Source organism: Streptomyces sp. NPDC058678, from assembly GCF_042714835.1.
Lineage (GTDB): Bacteria > Actinomycetota > Actinomycetes > Streptomycetales > Streptomycetaceae > Streptomyces.
Map to the genome: position 1 here is coordinate 95,409 of NZ_JBHXSG010000031.1, position 20,937 is coordinate 116,345.

At 70.7% G+C, this 20,937-nt stretch carries 20 protein-coding genes; 10 read left to right on the forward strand and 10 right to left on the reverse strand.

The features are described from left to right. Nucleotides 1-163: 163 nt before the first annotated feature. The 4 genes from rox to ACFWWR_RS26550 all read left to right on the forward strand — a co-directional run bounded on the left by rox (nt 164) and on the right by ACFWWR_RS26550 (nt 3,515). The gene (rox, locus tag ACFWWR_RS26535; RefSeq protein WP_384305656.1) at nt 164-1,591 is read left to right on the forward strand and encodes a rifampin monooxygenase; all 1,428 of its coding nucleotides are present in this window, start codon (nt 164-166) and stop codon (nt 1,589-1,591) included. 166 nt (nt 1,592-1,757) lie between these two features. Further along, nucleotides 1,758-2,312, forward strand: coding sequence for a helix-turn-helix domain-containing protein (locus tag ACFWWR_RS26540; RefSeq protein ID WP_383866607.1), 555 nt, complete (start codon nt 1,758-1,760; stop codon nt 2,310-2,312). 77 nt (nt 2,313-2,389) lie between these two features. Next, nucleotides 2,390-3,049 carry a hypothetical protein gene (locus ACFWWR_RS26545; protein WP_383866605.1) on the forward strand — a complete coding sequence of 220 codons (660 nt, stop codon included), beginning with the start codon at nt 2,390-2,392 and terminating at the stop codon, nt 3,047-3,049. A 130-nt stretch (nt 3,050-3,179) separates the two neighbouring features. Continuing rightward, complete coding sequence (locus ACFWWR_RS26550; protein WP_383866789.1) at nt 3,180-3,515, forward strand: DUF2516 family protein; 336 nt, start codon at nt 3,180-3,182, stop codon at nt 3,513-3,515. A 13-nt stretch (nt 3,516-3,528) separates the two neighbouring features. On the opposite strand, the gene ACFWWR_RS26555 is transcribed toward ACFWWR_RS26550, so the two are convergent. From ACFWWR_RS26555 to ACFWWR_RS26565, 3 genes are all read right to left on the reverse strand, one after another. Continuing rightward, nucleotides 3,529-4,920: a PP2C family protein-serine/threonine phosphatase gene (locus ACFWWR_RS26555; RefSeq protein WP_383866603.1), complete on the reverse strand. Its 1,392-nt coding sequence runs from the start codon at nt 4,918-4,920 to the stop codon at nt 3,529-3,531. Between the two features lie 334 nt (nt 4,921-5,254). Next, nucleotides 5,255-6,340: an NlpC/P60 family protein gene (locus tag ACFWWR_RS26560; RefSeq protein ID WP_384305659.1), complete on the reverse strand. Its 1,086-nt coding sequence runs from the start codon at nt 6,338-6,340 to the stop codon at nt 5,255-5,257. A 236-nt stretch (nt 6,341-6,576) separates the two neighbouring features. Beyond that, a complete protein-coding gene (locus tag ACFWWR_RS26565; protein WP_384305661.1) occupies nt 6,577-7,389 on the reverse strand; it encodes a class I SAM-dependent methyltransferase in 813 nt (270 codons plus the stop codon). Between the two features lie 211 nt (nt 7,390-7,600). Between ACFWWR_RS26565 and mshA the strand changes: the two genes are divergently transcribed. Further along, nucleotides 7,601-8,938 carry a D-inositol-3-phosphate glycosyltransferase gene (gene mshA / locus ACFWWR_RS26570; RefSeq protein ID WP_383866597.1) on the forward strand — a complete coding sequence of 446 codons (1,338 nt, stop codon included), beginning with the start codon at nt 7,601-7,603 and terminating at the stop codon, nt 8,936-8,938. Then, nucleotides 8,931-9,431 (forward strand): YbjN domain-containing protein, encoded by a 501-nt coding sequence (locus tag ACFWWR_RS26575; RefSeq protein ID WP_383866595.1) that lies wholly within the window; start codon nt 8,931-8,933, stop codon nt 9,429-9,431. Before mshA ends, ACFWWR_RS26575 begins: the two co-directional genes overlap by 8 nt. A 21-nt stretch (nt 9,432-9,452) precedes the next feature. Here the strand turns inward: ACFWWR_RS26575 and ACFWWR_RS26580 are convergent, their stop codons facing one another. Both ACFWWR_RS26580 and ACFWWR_RS26585 read right to left on the reverse strand, forming a co-directional pair. After that, entirely contained in the window at nt 9,453-9,830 is a 378-nt protein-coding gene (locus ACFWWR_RS26580; protein WP_383866593.1) for a hypothetical protein, read from the reverse strand. Nucleotides 9,831-9,976: 146 nt separating this feature from the next. Further along, nucleotides 9,977-10,798, reverse strand: a complete 822-nt coding sequence (locus ACFWWR_RS26585) for an AraC family transcriptional regulator (protein WP_383866591.1) — start codon at nt 10,796-10,798, stop codon at nt 9,977-9,979. A 49-nt stretch (nt 10,799-10,847) separates the two neighbouring features. Here ACFWWR_RS26585 and ACFWWR_RS26590 point away from each other — a divergent pair, with 49 nt between their 5' ends. After that, nucleotides 10,848-11,282 carry a DUF2000 family protein gene (locus tag ACFWWR_RS26590; RefSeq protein ID WP_383866589.1) on the forward strand — a complete coding sequence of 145 codons (435 nt, stop codon included), beginning with the start codon at nt 10,848-10,850 and terminating at the stop codon, nt 11,280-11,282. Nucleotides 11,283-11,285: 3 nt separating this feature from the next. On the opposite strand, the gene fxsT is transcribed toward ACFWWR_RS26590, so the two are convergent. After that, complete coding sequence (gene fxsT / locus ACFWWR_RS26595) at nt 11,286-13,835, reverse strand: FxSxx-COOH system tetratricopeptide repeat protein (protein ID WP_384305664.1); 2,550 nt, start codon at nt 13,833-13,835, stop codon at nt 11,286-11,288. A gap of 110 nt (nt 13,836-13,945) precedes the next feature. Next, nucleotides 13,946-15,205 (reverse strand): MDR family MFS transporter, encoded by a 1,260-nt coding sequence (locus tag ACFWWR_RS26600; RefSeq protein ID WP_384305667.1) that lies wholly within the window; start codon nt 15,203-15,205, stop codon nt 13,946-13,948. A 163-nt stretch (nt 15,206-15,368) separates the two neighbouring features. Between ACFWWR_RS26600 and ACFWWR_RS26605 the strand changes: the two genes are divergently transcribed. After that, nucleotides 15,369-16,130, forward strand: a complete 762-nt coding sequence (locus ACFWWR_RS26605) for a phosphoglyceromutase (protein ID WP_384305669.1) — start codon at nt 15,369-15,371, stop codon at nt 16,128-16,130. Nucleotides 16,131-16,237: 107 nt separating this feature from the next. On the opposite strand, the gene ACFWWR_RS26610 is transcribed toward ACFWWR_RS26605, so the two are convergent. Both ACFWWR_RS26610 and phoU read right to left on the reverse strand, forming a co-directional pair. Further along, nucleotides 16,238-16,486 carry an SCO4226 family nickel-binding protein gene (locus ACFWWR_RS26610; RefSeq protein WP_383866583.1) on the reverse strand — a complete coding sequence of 83 codons (249 nt, stop codon included), beginning with the start codon at nt 16,484-16,486 and terminating at the stop codon, nt 16,238-16,240. A gap of 576 nt (nt 16,487-17,062) precedes the next feature. Then, nucleotides 17,063-17,752 (reverse strand): phosphate signaling complex protein PhoU, encoded by a 690-nt coding sequence (phoU, locus tag ACFWWR_RS26615; protein WP_383866581.1) that lies wholly within the window; start codon nt 17,750-17,752, stop codon nt 17,063-17,065. A gap of 237 nt (nt 17,753-17,989) precedes the next feature. Between phoU and ACFWWR_RS26620 the strand changes: the two genes are divergently transcribed. Both ACFWWR_RS26620 and ACFWWR_RS26625 read left to right on the forward strand, forming a co-directional pair. Then, the gene (locus ACFWWR_RS26620; RefSeq protein WP_383866579.1) at nt 17,990-19,273 is read left to right on the forward strand and encodes a sensor histidine kinase; all 1,284 of its coding nucleotides are present in this window, start codon (nt 17,990-17,992) and stop codon (nt 19,271-19,273) included. Continuing rightward, nucleotides 19,270-19,950, forward strand: a complete 681-nt coding sequence (locus ACFWWR_RS26625; protein ID WP_383866577.1) for a response regulator — start codon at nt 19,270-19,272, stop codon at nt 19,948-19,950. Before ACFWWR_RS26620 ends, ACFWWR_RS26625 begins: the two co-directional genes overlap by 4 nt. A gap of 94 nt (nt 19,951-20,044) precedes the next feature. On the opposite strand, the gene ACFWWR_RS26630 is transcribed toward ACFWWR_RS26625, so the two are convergent. Further along, nucleotides 20,045-20,713: a DUF461 domain-containing protein gene (locus tag ACFWWR_RS26630; RefSeq protein WP_384305672.1), complete on the reverse strand. Its 669-nt coding sequence runs from the start codon at nt 20,711-20,713 to the stop codon at nt 20,045-20,047. Nucleotides 20,714-20,937 lie beyond the last annotated feature (224 nt).

A 20,937-nucleotide genomic window follows, 5' to 3' on the forward strand; every position in this document is an offset into this window, starting at 1 on the left:
AGCATCGCACGGCCGGTGCGCCCACTCCTTGCCATGCTCAACGTATAGCGCAGCTGAGGGCTTGCGGCAAGGCCCGGGTCGTGCCGCAGAATCGTCGGCCAGGGCCAGGACCTGCGGAAACGTCGGCTTGGCGTCGTATCTCTCGGCACATGGGGGCGCTTTGATGATGGACGTGATCGTGGTCGGCGGCGGACCGACCGGCTTGATGCTGGCCAGTGAGCTGCGGCTGGCCGATGTGCGGGTGGTCGTGCTGGAGAAGCTGACCGAGCCGACCGAGCAGTCCCGTGGCCAGGGCCTGCACGCGCGCAGTGTCGAGATCATGGACCAGCGCGGCCTGCTGGACCGGTTCCTCGCGGTCAGTGAGAAGTTCCAGGTAGGCGGTCTCTTCGGCGGCATCGCCAAGCCGTGGCCCGACCGTCTGGACACGTCACACCCGTACGGCCTCGCCACCCCGCAGCCGGTCACGGAGCGGCTCCTCAACGAACGCGCCCTCGAACTCGGCACCGACATCCGGCGCGGCTGCGAGGTGGTCGGGCTGAGCCAGGCCGAGGACGGGGTGACCGTCGAGCTGGCCGACGGCACGCACCTGCGCTCGCGCTACCTCGTCGGCTGCGACGGCGGACGCAGTGTGGTGCGCAAGCTGATAGGCGTCGGTTTCCCCGGCGAGCCCGCCAAGGTCGAGACCCTGCTGGGCGACATGAAGGCGACCGAGGATCCGGCCACGATCGCCGCCGTCGTCGAGGAAGTCCGCAAGACCCAGCTGCGGTTCGGTGTCGTCCCCCAGGGGGAGGGGGCGTACCGCGTCGTCGTACCCGCCGAGGGTGTGGCCGAGGACCGTGGGACCGCGCCGACCCTGGAGGACTTCAAGAAGCGGTTGCGGGCGGTCGCGGGCACCGACTTCGGCGTGCACTCGCCGCGCTGGCTGTCCCGGTTCGGCGACGCCACCCGACAGGCCGAGCGCTACCGGGTCGGCCGGGTGCTGCTGGCCGGCGACGCGGCGCACATCCACCCGCCGACGGGTGGACAGGGGCTCAACCTCGGCGTGCAGGACGCGTTCAACCTCGGCTGGAAGCTGGCCGCCGCGGTCAACGGCTGGGCACCGGAGGGACTGCTGGACAGCTACCACGCCGAACGGCACCCGGTGGGCGCCCGCGTACTGGACAACACCCGCGCGCAGATCACGCTCCTGGGAACCGATCCGGGCGCGACCGCGCTGCGCGAGCTGTTCACGACGCTGATGGACTTCGAGGAGGTGAACCGGTACGTGACCGGGATGATCACCGCGGTCGGGGTCCGCTACGACTTCGGCGAGGGCCATGACCTGCTCGGCCGGCGGCTGCGCGACGTGAGGCTGAAGCAGGGGCGCCTCTACGAGTTGATGCACGGCGCCCGCGGCCTGCTGCTCGACGGGACCGGCCGGCTCTCGGTGGCGGGCTGGGGGGATCGGGTCGACCACGTCGTCGACTTCAGCGAGGAACTGGACGTGCCCGCGGTGCTGCTGCGACCGGACGGCCACGTGGCGTGGGTCGGTGAGGACCAGCAGGATCTGCTCAGCCGCCTGCCCCAGTGGTTCGGCGCTGCGGCCGGCTGAGCGCGCGGTCGGGGAGGGCGGCAGGCGGGGCGGCGTGACCCCGCACCGTGACCTCGCTACCGTGGCGCCGGGTCGTGGCCCCACATCCTGACCCCGCGGCGTGGCGCGGCACACTTTTGCAAGCAGGTGCTTGCAATAGTTAGCGGGAGTGGGGCAAGGTGGAGGCATGGCAACGCTCAACGTCGGCAATCTCGGTGAGTACCTGCGCGAGCAGCGGCGCAACGCGCAGCTGTCGCTCAGGCAGCTCGCCGATGCCGCCGGGGTGTCCAATCCGTATCTGAGCCAGATCGAGCGCGGACTGCGCAAGCCGAGCGCGGAGGTGCTGCAGCAGGTCGCCAAGGCGCTGCGGATCTCCGCCGAGACGCTGTATGTGCGGGCCGGGATCCTCGACGCCGAGCGGGAGCTCGACGAGGTGGAGACGCGTGCCGTCATCCTCGCCGATCCCACGCTGAACGAGCGGCAGAAGCAGGTGCTGCTCCAGATCTACGAGTCCTTCCGCAAGGAGAACGGATTCGGGATCGACGCGGCGGGTGACGAGACGGAGACGCCCGACGCGGCCGTCACCGGTGCACGGACCGACGGAGCCATAGACGCCCAGGACGGCGAGACCGCCGTACGGGAAACCCGCGCGGAAGGTGGGCGCAAGCCCGCCGCACGCCGTACCCGCACCACCCGCACGACCGGCGGCAATGACGCCGACCCGCAGCAGACGGCCAGTTGAGCCGGACCAGGGCACCGGCCGCCTGACTGCGGACCACAAAACCCTCAGCCGAAAGCGAATCCGGGAGGACCATCACCATGGCCATCACCGACGACCTGCGCAAGACCTTCAGCGACCCGACTCCGCTCTACTTCGCCGCCGGCACCGCCGACCTGGCTCTGCAGCAGGCCAAGAAGGTGCCCGGCCTGGTGGAGCAGCTGCGCGCCGAGGCCCCCGCGCGGATCGACGCCGTGCGCAACACCGACCCGAAGACCGTGCAGGAGAAGGCCCAGGCGCGCGCCAAGGAGGCCAGCGCCAAGGCCAAGGAGGCTCAGGAGAGCATCCAGACCAAGGTCGGCGAGTTCATCGGCACCCTCGACGGTGACCTGAAGAAGATCGGCAGCACCCTCGACGCGGACCTGAAGAAGCTGGGCGAGACCGCCCAGGACTTCGCCCTCCGCAGCGTCGGCGTCGCCGCCGAGTACGCCGTCAAGGCCCGCGAGACCTACGAGAAGGTCGCCGAGCACGGCGAGCAGACCGTGAAGACCTGGCGCGGCGAGGCCGCCGAGGAGATCGAGGAACTGGCGATCGCCGTCGAGCCGAAGGCCGAGCCGGCGTCGGAGCCGGTCCAGGTCAAGGCGGTGCCGACGCCCGCCGAGATCAAGCCCGAGCCCGCCGCGGAGAAGAAGACCGCGGCCAAGAAGGCCCCGGCCGCCCGCAAGACCACCGCCAAGAAGACCACGCCGCCCGCGAAGTAGCTCATCGCGGCAGGGATCACGGGTCGGGCACTCTCGGAGTGCCCGGCCCGTTGTGCGGGTAAGGCGCATGCGGGAACGGGTACGGTGACCGCGTGACGACGAGCCGAGTCTGGTGGTGGACGTAGTGCTGATGCAGGGGTTCGCAGGCTTCATGTGGCTGCTGAGCATGGCGTTGATCGTGTTCAGCGGCTTCGCGCTGATCGACGCCGCCACGCGCCGCGAGGACGCCTATCGTGCGGCCGACAAGAAGACCAAGCCGTTCTGGCTGATCGTCCTCGCCCTGGCCTTCGTGGTGAACCTGATCTTCAACATCCTGTCGTTCCTGCCGATCATCGGCCTCATCGCGACGATCGTGTACATGGTCGACGTACGGCCCGCCCTGCGCGGTCTGCCGGGCGGCGGCCGCAGCCGACGGGGCGGCTCCAGCAGCGACGGCCCCTACGGCCCGTACAACGGCGGACGCTGACCCCGCAGGGCCCCTACGGCATCCGGTCCAGCAGCACGACCGCCACGTCGTCCGTCAGTTCGCCCCCGTTGAGGTCGCGGACCTCGTTCACCGCCGCCCGCAGCAACTGCTCGCCGCGCAGGCCCTCGGAGAGCTGGCGCCGGACCATCCTCACCATGCCGTCCTGGCCGAGCCGCTCGCCGCTGTCGCCGACGCGGCCCTCGATCAGACCGTCGGTGTAGAGCATCAGGCTCCACTCGGCACCCAGCTCCACCTGCATCCGCGGCCAGCGGGCGCCCGGCAGCAGACCGAGGGCGGGGCCGTTGTTGTCGTACGGCAGCAGTTGTGCCGGCCGGCCCGGGCGGGCGACCAGCGGGGACGGGTGGCCGGCCAGGCAGAGGCCGGCGCGGCGGCCGTCGGGCGCGATGTCGACCGTGCACAGCGTCGCGAAGATCTCCTCGTCGGAGCGCTCGTGCTCCAGGACCTGCTGGAGCGTGCCGAGCAACTGGTCGCCGCACAGGCCCGCCAGTGTCAGCGCGCGCCAGGCGATGCGCAGCTCCACGCCGAGCGCAGCCTCGTCCGGGCCGTGGCCGCAGACGTCGCCGATCATGGCGTGGACGGTGCCGTCCGGAGTGCGGACGGTGTCGTAGAAGTCGCCGCCGAGCAGCGCGCGCGAGCGGCCGGGGCGGTAGCGGGCGGCGAAGCGGAGCGAGGAGCCCTCGAGCAGGGGGGTGGGCAGCAGGCCGCGTTCCAGACGGCGGTTCTCCTGCGCGCGCATCCGGCCCTCGGCGAGCCGTCGCTCGGCCGTGTCCGAACGTTTCCGCTCCACCGCGTACCGGATCGCCCGGCTCAGCAGCCGGCTGTCCAGCTCGTCGCGGAAGAGATAGTCCTGGGCGCCGACGCGCACCGCCTCGGTGCCGCGCTGGGCGTCGCCGGACGTGGTGAGCGCGATCACGGCGTGCCGGGGCGCGAGCTCCAGCACGTGCTTGAGCACGGCGAGCTCCTCGTCGTCGCCGGGGCGGCCCGTGGCGGGCAGCGCGAGGTCGAGCAGGATGCACTGGACGTCGTCGGTGAGCAGCCGCGCGGCCTCGGTGAGGTTGCGGGCGGTGCGGACGCGGATGGGCTTGCCGGCGGAGTCGAGCAGCTCGGGCACGACGGTGGAACCGCCGGGGTCGTCCTCGATCACCAGGAGGGTGAGAGGAGAGCCGGAGGTGCCGTGCGAGTCGCTGGCACCGGCGCTTGCGGCGGTCACGCCGTTCGTGTGGGTGGCAGCGGTACGTCCGGTGTCCCCGGCCGTCGTGTTCCCGGTCGGGTCCGCCTGGCGCGGGGCCCCTGCCTTGGAGGGGCCGCCGCCTGGGGACGCGGCCTGCGCCTGACCACTCTCCACGGCCGGGATCGCTCTCTGCCGCGGTACGGGTACGGGCATCGTGTTGGGTTCCTTCCCTCCCCCCGAGGGCACGGCAGGGCGAGGGGCCTCGACCTACCGACGGGGACCATAGCGGTAGTCGGCACCGCAACGGAATGGCGTGAGACACGCCGTGTGGCCGCTCGCCGCTGTCATATGCCGCGATCCCTACCGCAGTTGGACAGGCCGGTCCCGGACCGGGGATGACGAACGTCACGTCCGTAGGGCGTTTGGGGGAGTGTTGAGGGTGGGCCAGGTCACGTGGCGCGGGTCACGGGCCACCGGGCGGCGGCACTCAGGCGCCGCACCGCCGCGCGTCCGTCCCTCGCGGAGCCGCCCCGCACCCCCGCACACCTCAGGCCCCCGGCCGCACCACCCCGAGTATCGGCATCGACCCCGCCCCCGCGAGCGTCACGGTCCGGCCCGGTCGCGGGGCGTGGACGATGGTGCCGTCGCCCACGTACAGGGCGACATGGCTGGCGTCGTCGAAGTAGATGATCAGGTCGCCGGGGCGCATGTCCTTGACGTCGACCCGGCTGAGCTGCTGCCACTGTTGCTGCGAGGTGCGCGGGATGGGGCTGCCGGCGCTCGCCCAGGCCTGTGAGGTCAGGCCGGAGCAGTCGTAGGTCTTCGGGCCCTCGGCGCCCCATTCGTACGGTTTGCCGATCTGCGCGGTCGCGTACTCCACCGCTTTCTTGCCCTGTTCGGTCGCCTTGCCGCTGATCTCGTCGAGGACGCCGGAGTCGAGCCAGGCGGTCTGTGCCTTGAGCGCGGCCTGCTTCTCCAGCTCGGCAAGGCGTTTCTTCTCGCTCTCCTCCAGCTGGGACTCGAGTTCCTCGGCGGTCGCGATCCGCTTCTCGATCTTCTTCTTGGCCGAGGCCTTGGCCTTGCGGCCCGCCTCCAGCTTCTTCCACTGGGCGGAGGCGTCCTCGGCGTACTGCTCCAAGTCCTGCTGGGTGCGGGTCATCGCCGCGATCAGGCCCTTGGTGGCGTGCTGGCCCTGGAGCACCCGGCCCGCGCCGTCGAGGAACTCCTGCGGGTCGTCGCTGAGCATCAGGTGGGCCTCGTCCGGCAGTCCGCCGCTGCGGTACTGGGCCCGGGCCGCGGCGCCGGCGCGGTCCTTCAACTCGGCCAGTTCTTCCTTGCCCTGGACGATCTTCTTCGCCAGTTCCACGAGCTCGGCGGACTGCTTCTGGGCCTTCTCCTCGGCCGCGTTGTACGCGTCCGTGGCGGCGGCCGCCTCGCGGTAGAGCTTGTCGAGCCTCTCGCGTACGGCCTCAAGGTCCTTGGTGGGCATGGCGGTCGAGGACGCGCTCGCACCGGCTGTCGGTGTCGGTGTCGGTGCCGGGCTCGCGAACGCCGTGCCCGGTGCCGCCAGCACGGTGACCGCGCAGACCACGGTCACGCCCGACGCGATCAGGCCACGCTTGCCCGTCCCCATACCCCTGCCCCCACAACTGATTAACCGTCAGTAACTTACGGATGTCTGGGGGATCGTGCCACGTACCCACGCAAAGCGACAGAGGTCGCCGCACGCGTCGACAGACCCAGTGCTTCCCCCCTTCCCACCCCTCCACCCCCGGCGTGAACGATCTCCCCGCCGGTGTGACGAACGACTCACCGAGATCGTTCCCCGTGGCGGGAGCGCAGAGGGCAGGTGGCGGGAGCGCGAAGAGCTCACACCCGCGGCGCCAACGCCCCCCACGGCACTGTCACTTCCCCCTGCCGCCACCGCACCGGCCCGTCCGTCACCGGCCAGTCGGCGCCGAGGTCCCGCACCGCCCGGATCCACCGCTGGCGGGCGCCGTACGACGCGTAGGGCGCGGCAGCGGCCCACGCGCGGTCGAAGTCACGCAGGAAGGCGTGCACCGGCTCGCCCGGCACATTGCGGTGGATGAGCGCCTTCGGCAGCCGCTCGGCGAGGTCCGAGGGCCGCTCCAGCGAGCCCAGCCGGGTCGCGAAGGTGACCGTGCGCGGCCCCTCCGGGCCGAGCGCGACCCACACGTGCCGGCGCCCGATCTCGTCGCAGGTCCCCTCGACGAGCAGTCCGCCGCGGGAGCTTCCGGCCGCGGGGGCGAGGCGGGAACACAGCCGCTCCCAGACGGCGGCCACCTCGCCTTCGTCGTACTGCCGCAGGACGTTGGCGGCACGGACGAGATGGAACCGCCCGGGGACCGGGATCTCGAAGCCGCCGTGCCGGAAGACGAGTCCGTCACGCTCGTACGGCTTCGCCGCCGCGACCCGCGCCGGTTCTATCTCGACGCCCACCACGCCCGCGCGTGGCGCGACCGTACGGAGGCGGTGCAGCAGTTCCACGGCCGTCCAGGGAGCGGCGCCGTACCCGAGGTCGACGGCGACGGGGTCCGCCGCCCGGCGCAGCTCGGCGCCGTGCGTCGCCGCGATCCAGCGGTCCATGCGCCGCAGCCGGTTGGGGTTGGTCGTCCCGCGCGTCACCGTGCCCACGGGGCGGGTGGCGGCGCGGGGAGTCATGCGTACGAGGGTATGCGGGCATTCGGAGTGGTAGGCGGCACGCCCCCTGGTGGCGCTACGCAGCCCGACCTCGAACGGTTGAGCGATCCCCGGTAATGATTCGGCAAATCCCGGCCCGGAGGAAATGGAGTGGGCCCCTCCGGCGTTGCATCACCTTGGAGGGCGCCCCACACCCTCCGTCAGGCATGCCCGCAGCGAGGAGGAACGCCCCGTGAGCCAGTACGTCAGCAGGCTCGGGCGGCGCTCGTCGGCCGCACCCTCCCGGCTCCGCCTGCACCGCAGGCCCCGCCGGGTCGCCATGCTCTCCGTGCACACCTCACCGCTCCACCAGCCGGGCACCGGGGACGCGGGCGGCATGAACGTGTACATCGTGGAGCTCGCGCAGCGCCTCGCCGCGATCAACATCGAGGTGGAGATCTTCACGCGGTCCACGACCGCCGCCCTGCCGCCGACCGTGGAACTCGCGCCGGGCGTCCTGGTCCGGCACATCGACGCCGGCCCCTACGAGGGCCTCGCCAAGGAGGAGCTCCCCGCCCAGCTGTGCGCCTTCACGCACGGTGTGATGCAGGCGTGGGCCGGCCACCGCCCCGGCCACTACGACCTCGTCCACTCCCACTACTGGCTCTCCGGACACGTCGGCTGGCTCGCCGCGCAACGCTGGGGCGCCCCCCTGGTGCACGCCATGCACACCATGGCCAAGGTCAAGAACGCCAACCTGGCCGACGGCGACACCCCCGAACCCGCCGCCCGTGTGATCGGCGAGACCCAGATCGTCGCCGCCGCCGACCGCCTGATCGCGAACACGGCCGAGGAGGCCGAGCAACTCGTACGGCACTACGCGGCCGAGCGCGACAAGGTCGCCGTCGTCCACCCCGGCGTGAACCTCGACCGCTTCCGCCCCGCCGACGGCCGCGCCGCCGCCCGCGCCCGCCTGGACCTCCCGCAGGACGCCCTGATCCCGCTCTTCGCGGGCCGCATCCAGCCCCTCAAGGCCCCGGACGTCCTCCTGCGGGCGGTGGCCGTGCTGCTGGAGGAGCGCCCCGAGCTGCGCTCCCGCCTCCTCGTGCCGGTCGTCGGCGGCCTCAGCGGCAGCGGCCTCGCCAAGCCGGAGGGTCTGCAGAAGCTGGCCGCACGCCTCGGCATCGCCGACGTCGTACGGTTCCACCCGCCCGTCGGCCAGGAGCAGCTCGCCGACTGGTTCCGGGCCGCGTCCGTACTCGTGATGCCGTCCTACAGCGAGTCGTTCGGCCTGGTCGCCATAGAGGCCCAGGCGGCCGGCACGCCGGTGATCGCGGCCGCGGTCGGCGGGCTGCCGGTGGCCGTGAACGACGGGCGGACGGGGATCCTCGTACAGGGTCACAACCCCGCCGACTACGCGCGCGTGCTGGCCGGCTTCGCCGACGACCCGCACCTGTCCCCCCGGATGGGTGCGGCCGCCGCCCGGCACGCCCAGTCCTTCGGCTGGGACACCGCGGCCGCCGCGACGGCGGAGGTCTACACGGCCGCGGCCGTGGCCCATCGACGTCGCGTACGCTCCCACCATGGCTGATGCACAGAAGGCAGCACAGGTCATCGAGGGCGTGCTGAAGGACGCCGAACTCGAATGGGAGAGCCCCGCACCCGGCAACTTCGTCGTGAAGCTCCCCGGCACCCGCAAGCTGTCGACGACGGTGTCCCTGCTCGTGGGTCGCCACTCTCTCTCGCTGAACGCCTTCGTCATCCGCCACCCCGACGAGAACGAGTCCGGCGTCCACCGCTGGCTCCTCGAACGCAACCTCAAGCTGTACGGCGTGAGTTACGCCGTCGACTCCCTCGGCGACGTCTACGTCACCGGCAAACTGCCCCTGCCCGCGGTCACCGCCGAGGAGATCGACCGCATCCTCGGCCAGGTCCTGGAAGCGGCCGACGGCAGCTTCAACACCCTCCTGGAGCTCGGTTTCGCGAGCGCCATCCGCAAGGAGTACGAGTGGCGGGTGTCCCGGGGCGAGCCGACCCGCAACCTGGACGCGTTCGCGCATCTGACGCAGCGCCCCGCCGACTGACCCCGGGTCCCGGGCGTCGTTCTAGGACTCGGGCGTGCCTGACTTGTCGAGCTCGTCGGCGAAGGCGCGGAGGGCGTCCGCCAGTTCCTTCTTGGTGGGCAACTGGTCGACCTTCTGGTCGAGTTCGGTGATACGCCGGTTCAGCTCGTCCAGGTCGCTCGGCGGGGAGGGCTCGTCGGTGGGGTCGTCCGGAGACGTGGAGGTCGGGCTCGGGTCGGTCCCGCCGGTGCTGCCGCCGTCGGTGGTGCCCGAGGTCCCGCCTGAAACCCCGCCCGTGCTGCCGTCGGTGCTGCCGTCGCCGGGATCCGTGCCCGGCGGCAGGGTCTCCGACCAGGTCGGCACCGGGCTGGGCCCGTCCTCCGAGGTCGCCGCGAGGGCGACACCGACGCTGAGGGCCACGAGGGTGGCCGCACCCGCGACGGCGGCCGAGACGCGTCTGAGCCGTAGAGAGCGATGCGTGGTGGATAAGTTGTGAGAAATCTGCTGTTCCTGTGAGTTTTGCGTGTTCTCCGTGTCATCCATGAGGTGACGCTAACCGCAGGCGATCAGCGGACGGGCGGCTTCCGTGCATAGCGGCCCGGAGTGACTCCCACCAACTTCCGGAAGTGCCGGGTGAGATGGGACTGGTCGAAGAAACCGGTCGCCGCCGACACCTCGCCCGGCGGTCGTCCCTCCAGCAGCAGGCGGCGGGCCCGGTCGACGCGACGGGAGTTCAGGTACTGGTGCGGTGCGATGCCGTAGGCGGCGCTGAACGCCCGGACCAGATGGGCCGGATGAGCCTGGACGAGCCCCGCGGCCTCCTTCAGCGAGAGCCCCTCGACGACCCGCTCGTCGAGGAGTTCCCGCAGCCTGCCGGCCAGGACGGGGTCGTGGCGCGCGGGCTCCGTCACCAGCCGGGGCCGCAACAGGTCCCGCAGCCGATCGCCGATCAGCGTCAGCCTGCTCTCCGCCTCCAGCTCCTCGCCGGGCCGCACGAGCACGGAGTGCAACTGCCCGACCCGCCGACGCAGCACGGGATCGCGCAGGTCGGGCCCGTCGACGGCGGCCCCGATGAGGTCGTCGGTGAGATGCGTCCCGTCGAGGTAGAGCACCCGCTTGCGGAAACCGTCCGCAGTCGCGGGGGAGCCGTTGTGCGGCACATGCGGCGGCAACAGCGACACCGTGTCGTGCGGCGTCCCGTGCTCATGCCGGTCGAGGTCGTACCGTACGGCCCCGTCGTCCACGATGAGCAGCGTCCACGCCTCATGGACGTGCATCGGATACGCGTACTCCGTGAAATGGGCGTGGAAGACCTCCACGACGCCCGGGACGGCCGGGCGCCAGGCGGAGACGTCGCGCCGAGCCGGCTGGGCCTGTTGAGTGGCCATGCAAAAAACGTACAAGACGGTGTCGTACGACGTTCGGCAGTCTCGCTGCATGAGCACCGAACCCACCCCGCCGATCCGATTCGACACCAAGATCGCCGTCCTGCTGCGGGAGGACCTGGAGCCCTGGCAACGCCTGAACGTCACCGCGTTCCTGGTCAGCGGCCTGGGCACACAGGTCCCCGAGGTGATCGGCGAACCGTACGAGGACGCCGAAGGCGTGCCCTACCTGCCGATGTTCCGCCAGCCCGTCATGGTCTTCGAGGCCACGAAGGAGACCCTGACAGCAGCCCACGCGCGCGTGCTGTCCCGCGCGCTGCCGCGGGCGCTGTTCACGTCCGACCTCTTCTCGACGGGGAACGACCGGGACAACCGGGCGGCGGTGCGGGCGGTGTCGACGGGGGAGCTGGATCTGGTGGGGCTTGCGGTGTACGGGCCGCGGAACGCGGTGGACAAGGTGGTGAAGGGGGCGCGGATGCATCCGTGAGGGTCAGCGGCGGCGCTTCTTCTTCTTGCCGGACGCCGGCTTCTTGGTGTTCTTCTTCGACGTCAGCTTTTGGGCTTCGTGCTTTTTTCCCTGGGCTTTGAGCGTGGAGGCCAGGATCTCGTCGATGCCCCTGCTCACGCGGTGGTTGTTGCTGACGAGACTGCGCATGCGAGCCCTCGTGCTCCTCGCGAGCTGCTCCGCCTCGGAGTAACGGCGGAGCCGGAGCAGCACCTCTGCGAGAACTGCGGCCGTATTGAAAGTGTGGGGATGGTCGCCCAGCAGTTGTCGTTGTCGTTCCAGTACGTCCACCAGGAGCCGGCGAGCCTCCTCGAACCGGCCGACGCCCTGCAGCACGCGTCCGAAGATGCGGATGCTGTCCAGGGTGTCCGGGTGATTGTTCCCCAGTGTCTTACGCCGCCGTTCCAGGACATCCGTGATGACCTGCTGAGCTGCTTCGTTCTGATCGAGATCGCTGAGCATACCCGCGAGGACGGCGCCGGAGTTGAGGGTGTCGGCATGGTCCTCGCCCAGTGCTGCCCGGCGTCGTTCCAGGACGTTCTGTTGCAAGGTGTACGCCGCGGACCAGCGTTCCAGATTGCTCATCGTGATGGCGAGGTCGTGGGCGGAGCGCAGAGTGTCGGGATCATCTTCGCCCAGTACCCTGCGGCGTCGCTCCAGAAGGTCCTCGACCAGAGGCAGGACCTCTTGATAAGCCCCCAGGCCGTCCAGGACCCAGGTCACCATGTGCATGGCGTGGAGGGTGTCGGGGTGGTCCTCGCCGAGAGAGGCGGCCCACGTCTCGTGCAGAGTCTCGGCCAGGGCTCGGGCCGCCTGGTACTGAACTCTGCGGACGAGGTACCTGGCAGCGTTCAGCAGGGCGCGCCGCAGCTCGGGACGGTCGAGAAGGGCAGGCAGCGCCGCCGTCAGATGCGGGGTGAGCGACGCCCATTGCGGCCATGACTCGGGCAGGTCGGGGTCACCGGGATCGACCGCGGTGAGCAGAGCCGCCACGTCGTCCCGCACCGTGGCCGCGAAGTCGCTGCCCGCTTTGTGCCGCAGTACCGCCTGGGTCAGGCGGTGCACCTGGAACGCGTCCGGTTCCACGACGGCCAGTCCGTAACGGGCGAGCGGCTGCAGCGCGTTGCCCGGCCAGCGGAAGTCGCCCGGGTCCCCTGGCACGGTACGCAGGGCCGTGCGCCCGGCGATCAGCCAGGCCGTCGGAATCGGCTCGGGCCCCAGGAATGCCGCCAGTCGCAATACGGCCGTCGCCTCAGGCTGGTCGGCGTCGAGCCGTTCCGTTGCGATGGTGACCGTTGCGGCCAGCGTGACCGGGTAGTCGTGCACTTCCCCGTGGTCAAGGAGCTGGGGGGTGTTCGCTTCGAGAAGCCAGAGGTACCGGTCGTGCGGCATGCCGTCGCCGAGCACACCCGCGGCCTGCGCCAGCGCCAGCGGCAGGTCGCCTAGGGCCTCGGCCAGCGAGCCCGCCTGCTCGCCGGTCAGCGTCGGTAGCTGGCCGGTCAGGTAGGCCAGCGATTCCGTCCGGCTGAAGACGCCGAGCCGCAGTCCCGGCACCATCTTCGTCCAGGCCGGGTTGCGGGCGGTGACCAGCAGATGACCGGGACCTTCGGGCAGCCAGGTCCGCAGCTGTTGCGGGTCCTCCGCGTTGTCCAGCACGACCAGCCAGCGGTCGTGGGCGCGCAGGTACTCCAGGGCGTACCGCGCGTTGGCCTCGACGCCCGCGCCCGGCCTGGCCACTCCCACCTCGGCGGCGAGTTCCGCGTAGCGGGCGGGGACCTGCTCGCCCTGTTCTGCGTCGACCCACCAGACCACGTCGTATTGGCCGGCGAAGCGGTAGGCGTACTCCAACGCCACCTGGGTCTTGCCGATGCCACCGGTGCCGTGCAGGGCACGGACGGCAGCTTGGCGCTCAGCCAGCAGGGTGCGCCGTACCTCTTCGATGACGACGTCGCGGCCGGTGAAGTGCGGGTTCCGCCGCCGTCGTACGTCCCACACCGCCGGCCAGTCGGTGCCGGACGGGAAACGGGGTTGGGGACCGTGCGGGGTTCTCGGCGCCGGCGTGGTCGGTGCCAGGGGGTAGTCCGGCTTGCTGACGGGGCGTGCAGGCCCTCGTGCGGCCTGCAGAAGGGCCTGGACGGCGGCGCTCTCGTCCTTGAGCTCGTGCAGGTCCGTGCGGATGCGCGGCACGAGAATCGCGGGCAGTTGGTCCTTCGTCACCTCCCGGACGACCAGCGGAAGGAACCGGCCGCGACGGGCCACAACGGCGGTCCACTCCTCCTCGGTGTAGCGGCCGGCGGCGAAGTAGTCCGGGGAGAACAGGGCGACGACGGCGGAGGCCCGCTCCAATGCGTCGCTCATCCGCCTCACGAAGTCGGCGCCGGTGGGCCAGTCCCACACGTCGAGCTCGACCTCGTACCCGGCCTCTACGAGATGCCACGCGACCCACTCGGCCCACTGGCTGTCCGGTCCCGCATGACTGACGAAGATTCGCTCGGACCCCGCGGAGCCTTCGGTACTTGTGGAACTGTCGGTCATACGCGTCTCCCACCCCAGCGGCCCCTCACCGCTGCTTCCTGTATACCGTGCGGCACCGCGGGACAGGGGTAAGTCGGCGAAGCGGGTGGCAGGGCGGACGTGCCCCGGGATCAGGTGGTCTGCGCCTCCGCTCTTGAATCCGTCAGGACCCCGTTCTTCGCCGTGTCCGGTGCAGGCAGCCGCCGCATCAGCGTCCCGAACCCCACCGCGGCGACCGTCCCGACGACCGCGCACAGCCCCCACAGCCACTCGGCGCCGAAGTGGTCGATGACGACGCCGGACATCAGGGGGGCGATCAGGGCGGCGAGGGCCCAGGACAGGGTGTACATGCCCTGGTAGCGCCCTCGGCCGTGGACCGGCGACAACCGGACGACGAGACCCGTCTGCGTCGGCGCGTTGATCATCTCGCCCAGTGTCCACACGCACACCGTGAGGGCGAAGACGCCGATCGACCCGGCGAAGGCGGTCAGCCCGAAGCCGTATCCGGCGAGCAGAGACGAGACGACCAGCAGCCGCTTGGCGTCCCGGTGTTCGATGAACCGGGTGACGGGGATCTGCAGCACGACGATCAGCACGCCGTTGACGGCGATCGCCAGGCCGTAGTCGGCGGGTGTGAACCCGGCCTCGCCCATGGCCACCGGGAGGCCGACCGCGCCCTGCTGGAAGATCAGCGCGACGAGGAAGGACAGCCCGACGACGCTCATGAAGCGCCCGTCGCGCAGGACGGTGCCGAGGCCGACGTCGACGGTCGACTCGGCCTCGCTCTTCTGCGCGGTGGGCCGCGACTCCGGAAGCTTCAGGAACACCACGACCGCGCAGACGGCCGTCATCCCCGCCTCGATGAGAAAGCCCGCGCGATAACTGACCTCGGCGATGAACCCGGCGCCCATGGAGGAGACGGCGAACCCGAGGTTGATGGCCCAGTAGTTCAACGAGAAGGCCCGCACCCGGTCCTCGGGCCGCACGATGTCCGCCATCATCGCCTGCACGGCCGGCCGTGAGGCGTTGGAGGCCATCCCGACGAGGAAGGCGACGCCGGCGATCGCGAGGGGGTGGTGCACGAACCCGAGCAGGGCCACGGAGGCCGCGGTGGACGTCTGGGCGACGAGCAGCGTGGGCCGCCGCCCGATCCGGTCGGCCATCACGCCACCGACGAGGGAGGAGATGACCCCACCCAGGCCGTGCAGCGAGGCGACGAGCCCGGCGTAGGTGGCGGAGTACCCGCGGTCAAGGGTGAGATAGAGAGCCATGAACGTGGCCACGAACGCGCCGAGCCGGTTGACGAGCGTGCTGGTCCACAGCCACCAGAACTCGCGGGGGAGGCCGGAGACGGTCTCACGGGTGGCACGTCTCAGGGCGGCGACGGACATGGCGGATCCCCCCACGGATGCAACGGGTGTAAGCGGCTCAGGCGGCGAGCACACATTACGACCCCGGTGTCGTCGCAGGCCACCCAATTAACAGATCCCCGTCAACCGTCCGCCTGCCGAGCGGACGTACAAGGGATCGACCCCTTGGATTACGCTCATACGCATGGCCGACGCACCGTACAAGCTGATCCTCCTCCGCCACGGCGAGAGCGAATGGAACGCGAAGAACCTGTTCACCGGCTGGGTGGACGTCAACCTCAACGAGAAGGGCGAGAAGGAGGCAGTCCGCGGCGGTGAGCTGCTCAAGGACGCCGGCCTGCTGCCCGACGTGGTGCACACCTCGCTCCAGAAGCGAGCGATCCGCACGGCCCAGCTCGCGCTGGAGTCCGCGGACCGCCACTGGATCCCCGTCCACCGCTCCTGGCGCCTGAACGAGCGCCACTACGGCGCCCTCCAGGGCAAGGACAAGGCCCAGACGCTCGCCGAGTTCGGCGAGGAGCAGTTCATGCTGTGGCGCCGCTCCTACGACACCCCGCCCCCGCCCCTCGAGGACGGCACGGAGTTCTCCCAGTCGGACGACGCGCGCTACGCGACGATCCCCCCGGAGGTCCGCCCCCGCACGGAGTGCCTCAAGGACGTCGTCCTCCGCATGCTCCCGTACTGGTACGACGGCATCGTCCCCGACCTCCTGACCGGCCGCACGGTCCTGGTAGCCGCCCACGGCAACAGCCTCCGCGCCCTGGTCAAGCACCTCGACGGCATCTCCGACGCCGACATCGCGGGCCTGAACATCCCGACGGGCATCCCCCTGTCGTACGAACTCGACGCGGACTTCAAGCCCCTGAAGCCCGGCGGCACGTACCTGGACCCCGACGCGGCCGCGGCGGCGATCGAGGCGGTCAAGAACCAGGGCAAGAAGAAGTAAGCCGACACGATCAAGCCCCCTACCTGCGGCTTCTCCGCCGGTAGGGGGCTTGATGTTGTGTCTGGGCCGCTCTGGGCGACCGGGCGGGCCCTACCCTCGCCGTACCGTCAGATCGACAGTGGTACCCGGTGAATCTCGTCCGCCTTGTGGCCGGCCCGCTCGTGGACGCGCTGGACCGCGTCGGCGTCGGGGGCCTCGGAGAGGCAGTAGACGATGCCGGCCTCGGGGTCCGCCCAGGCCCGCTCGAAGTGCACGCCCTCTTCCTTCTCTATGGCGAGGTCGGCGTCGTGCGCCTGCCTCAGTTGCTCGGGCGTGATGCCCTCGAAGCCGTGGTGGACGTCCATGAACTGCGTCATGGCCTCGCACCTCCTTGACCTTCCGAGTGCGCGAGTGGTTCGCCTGCTCCCCTTCAGGGTGCGCCTGTACGGCAGACCGGGCCACCCGTGCCCCCTCGCAGCCCGGCCCTGCAGCGAGCGCCTGGTCATCCGGCAGCGGAGGGGCGGTCGTGCGGCGGACCCGGTGGGTGGTCGGCGGCTCGAACACGCCCGAGCGCTGAGAAGGGCCCCGGCACGCACCGGGGCCCTTCACCGTCGTACGAGAGAACCCACTCGTACGAAACCAAGCCGTACCAAACTCTCCGCGCCCTACCCCGCCGTCACCCGCACTGGCAAGGGTTCCCCGACTGGCACCCGCACCCGCACCCCGACCCGCAGCCGCAAGCGGCTGTCAAGGTCAGGTTCCTGATCTCGGCGGGCTGTTCGGTCGGGCGTTGCTGCGTGGGGTCGGGTGCGGTACCGGGCGTGCTCAGGGATTCGGTCATGGTCCCTCCTCAAGGCTGGTGCCTGTGCCCATTGGATGCCCGTTCCGCTGGGCGCATCAACGGCGCACAGAGGCTCCCGCACGCCGCGAACGGGCCCCGCACCCCCAAAGGGTCAGGCCCCCTCCACGCCCGCCACCGACTGCATCTCCTGCTGGAGCTCGTCCGCGTGCTCACCCGTCACCAGGTACACCACGCGCTTGGCGACCGCGACCGCGTGGTCGGCGTACCGCTCGTAGTAGCGGCCGAGCAGGGTGACGTCCACGGCCGTCTCGATGCCGTGCTTCCAGCGGTCGTCCATCAGGTGCTGGAAGAGCGTGCGGTGGAGGAGGTCCATCGCGTCGTCGTCCTGCTCCAGCTGGAGCGCGAGGTCGACGTCCTTCGTGATGATCACCTCGGCGGCCTTCGCCATCAGGCGCTGCGCGAGCTGGCCCATCTCCAGGATGGTCGCGTGCAGGTCGTGAGGGATGGCACGGGCCGGGAAGCGCAGCCGGGCGAGCTTCGCCACGTGCTGGGCCAGGTCGCCCGAGCGCTCCAGGTCGGCGGACATCCTCAGCGAGGTGACGACGATCCGCAGGTCCGTCGCCACCGGCTGCTGGCGGGCCAGCAGTGCTATCGCCCGCGCCTCCAGCTCGTGTTGCAGGTCGTCGACCTTCTGGTCGGCCTCGATGACACTCTCGGCAAGCTTCAGGTCGGAGTCGAGGATCGCCGTCGTGGCGCGCCCGATCGCCGACCCGACCAGCCGGGCCATCTCCACCAGACCGTCGCCGATCGAATCAAGTTCCTCGTGGTACGCGTCCCGCATCAGGGGTTCCCTCTCGTACGTGATCTTCGGGGGTCACCGGGGCCGGGGCCCGGCGCGACTGTCGCGTGCAAAACCGGAGCTTCGCACCCCACGCTCCCACGTTCCGCCCCGTACGCGTCGGTTTCCGTCACCCCAAATGAACCATCACTGGCTCCAAGGTGAACTCTGGGCGACGAGTGTTCGAGCTCGCACTCGGACGGCTGTGGTCGGGGCCCATCCCATGCCTAACCTGGGTGCATGGACGTGAACGCGGCGGTCGCCGCAGCAGCAGCGATCGCCGGTGTGCTCACCGGCGTCATCGCCATGCTGGCGTTCCGCTGGAGCGAGCGGGAGCAGAAACGCCCCACCCGCACCTCGCTGCATACGGATCCGGTGCTTCCGCCGGGTGTGGACACCGTCCTGTCCGTGCTCCGGTCCTCGGCCGTCGTACTGGACGAGGCGGACGCCGTGGTCAAGGCCAGCTCGGCCGCGTACGCCCTCGGGCTGGTCCGCGGCGGCAAGCTCTCCGTCGAGCCGATGCTCCAGATGGCTCGCGACACCCGGCGCGACGGTGAGATACGCCAGGTGGAGCTGGACCTCCCCAGACGCGGCACCGGCCGTGGCGAGGCCCTCGCCGTCTCCGCTCGCGTCGCCCCCCTCGGCTCCCGCCTGGTGCTGCTCCTCGTGGAGGACCTCACCGAGGCCCGGCGCATCGAGGCGGTGCGGCGCGATTTCGTGGCGAACGTCAGTCATGAGCTCAAGACCCCGGTCGGCGCGCTCTCCCTGCTGTCCGAGGCCGTCATGGACGCGTCGGAGGATCCGGAGGCGGTGGAGCGCTTCGCCGGCCGGATGCAGATCGAGGCGACCCGGCTCACCAACCTCGTGCAGGAGCTCATCGACCTGTCGCGCGTACAGAACGACGATCCCCTCGAGGACGCCGAACCGGTCCGTGTCGACGAACTCGTCGCCGAGGCCGTCGACCGCTGCCGGCACCAGGCCGGCACCAAGCAGATCACCATGGCCTCAGGAGGCACCGCCGACCTGCACGTCTACGGCAACCGCGGCCAGCTCGCCGCGGCGCTCGGCAACCTCGTCGAGAACGCCGTCAACTACTCGCCCGCCCGCACCCGCGTCGGCATAGCCGCCCGCCGGGTGAACGCGCCCGGCGGTGACATGATCGAGGTCGCCGTCACCGACCAGGGGATCGGTATCTCCGACAAGGACAAGGAGCGCATCTTCGAGCGCTTCTACCGCGTCGACCCCGCCCGCTCCCGTGCCACCGGCGGCACGGGCCTGGGCCTCGCCATCGTCAAGCACGTGGCCGCCTCGCACGGCGGGGAGGTCACCGTGTGGAGCTCCGAGGGACAGGGCTCCACCTTCACCCTCCGGCTGCCGGAGACGGGCGCCGCCCGCGACCGCGCCCACCGGAACGCCGGCCTCGACGGTCTCGAGGGTCGCCACGGTCTCCGCGACGAGGCCGACTTTTCGTCCCCCCAGCCATCTTCTTGTGAACCGCTCCCCTCCCCGGAGGTCCTTCCGTGACCCGAGTGCTCGTCGTCGAGGACGAGGAGTCCTTCTCCGACGCCCTGTCGTACATGCTCCGCAAGGAAGGCTTCGAGGTCGCCGTCGCGACCACCGGGCCCGACGGACTCGACGAGTTCGAGCGCAACGGCGCCGACCTCGTCCTCCTGGACCTGATGCTGCCCGGCCTGCCGGGCACCGAGGTGTGCCGCCAGCTGCGCAACCGTTCCAACGTCCCCGTCATCATGGTGACCGCCAAGGACAGCGAGATCGACAAGGTGGTCGGCCTGGAGATAGGGGCCGACGACTACGTGACCAAGCCGTTCTCCTCCCGCGAGCTGGTCGCCCGCATCCGCGCCGTGCTGCGCCGCCGCGGCGAGCCGGAGGAGGTCACCCCGGCGGCCCTGGAGGCCGGCCCGGTCCGCATGGACGTGGACCGCCACGTCGTCACGGTCTCCGGCTCCAAGGTCGACCTCCCCCTCAAGGAGTTCGACCTCCTGGAGATGCTCCTGCGCAACGCCGGCCGGGTTCTGACCCGCATGCAGCTCATCGACCGGGTGTGGGGCGCGGACTACGTCGGCGACACCAAGACCCTCGACGTCCACGTCAAGCGCCTGCGCGCCAAGATCGAGCCGGACCCGGGCGCGCCGCGGTACCTGGTGACGGTCCGCGGCCTCGGCTACAAGTTCGAGCCGTAAACCGCGCACGCGGGCCGAAGACACGCCTGACGACGAAGGGCGGGACCTCTGGTGAGGTCCCGCCCTTCGTCGTACGACGATCTCTTACGGCCGCTCAGTGGCCGGCGGCCGCGGTGCCCGTCGACTCGCCCGCGTTCGGCGTGGCCGAGCCGGTCGGACTGCCCGACGCGGAGGGGGAGCCCGAGGTACCGGCGCCCGGCTCCTCGCTGGTCGTCGCGGTGGGGCTCGCCGTGTCGCCCGGCGCGGCCGGGATCTTGGTCGGACCCCAGGTGGAGAAGTAGCTCTCGGCCGGGACGACGAACGCGCGCAGGCTCACGGCACCGGTCTTGCTGAAGGTGAAGGTGACCTTCTGGGCGTTGCCGTTCTGGACACTCTCACCGAGGCTGTTCAGCGCCGCGGAGGCGTTGCCCTTGCCGCCGAGGATGACGGAGCCGTTGGCCGGGACGGTCACCTTGCCCGTGCCCTTGGCGGGCTTGAGCTCGGCGTTGCCGCCACCGGCGACGCTCACCGAGTCCAGCGTCTGGGGGGTGCTGCCGTTGTTGAAGAGGGTGCCGGTGATGACGGCCGGGCCCTCGGCCGCGGCGTCCGGCTGGGTGATGATCACGATGCCCTGCAGCTCGAGGTCACCGACGGACGTGGCGGCGTTGTCCGGCTTGATCTCCAGGGTCTGAGCGTTGTTGCCGGCCGCGCACGCGGAGAGCGAGGCGATCGAGAACGCGATGGCGGCGGCGGCGAGGGCACCGCGTCGAAGGCTGCTGCTCACGGCGGCGGCGACTCCTTGACTCGAGCGAGGCGGCCCGTAAAGCCGCGCTAAGTGTCTGTCAGCGGCTTCAGGTTACCGAGCCGTTCCGGCGGGACCGCACCCGACCCTCCCCCGAGCCCTCATCTTCCGTCCGTCTTCGCTCCCTCTTCGCTCCGTCCTCCCTCGGCGTTCCCTCGGCGGGCGTGCACCACAGCGCTCACAAGTGACTCCTGCGCCACATTGGT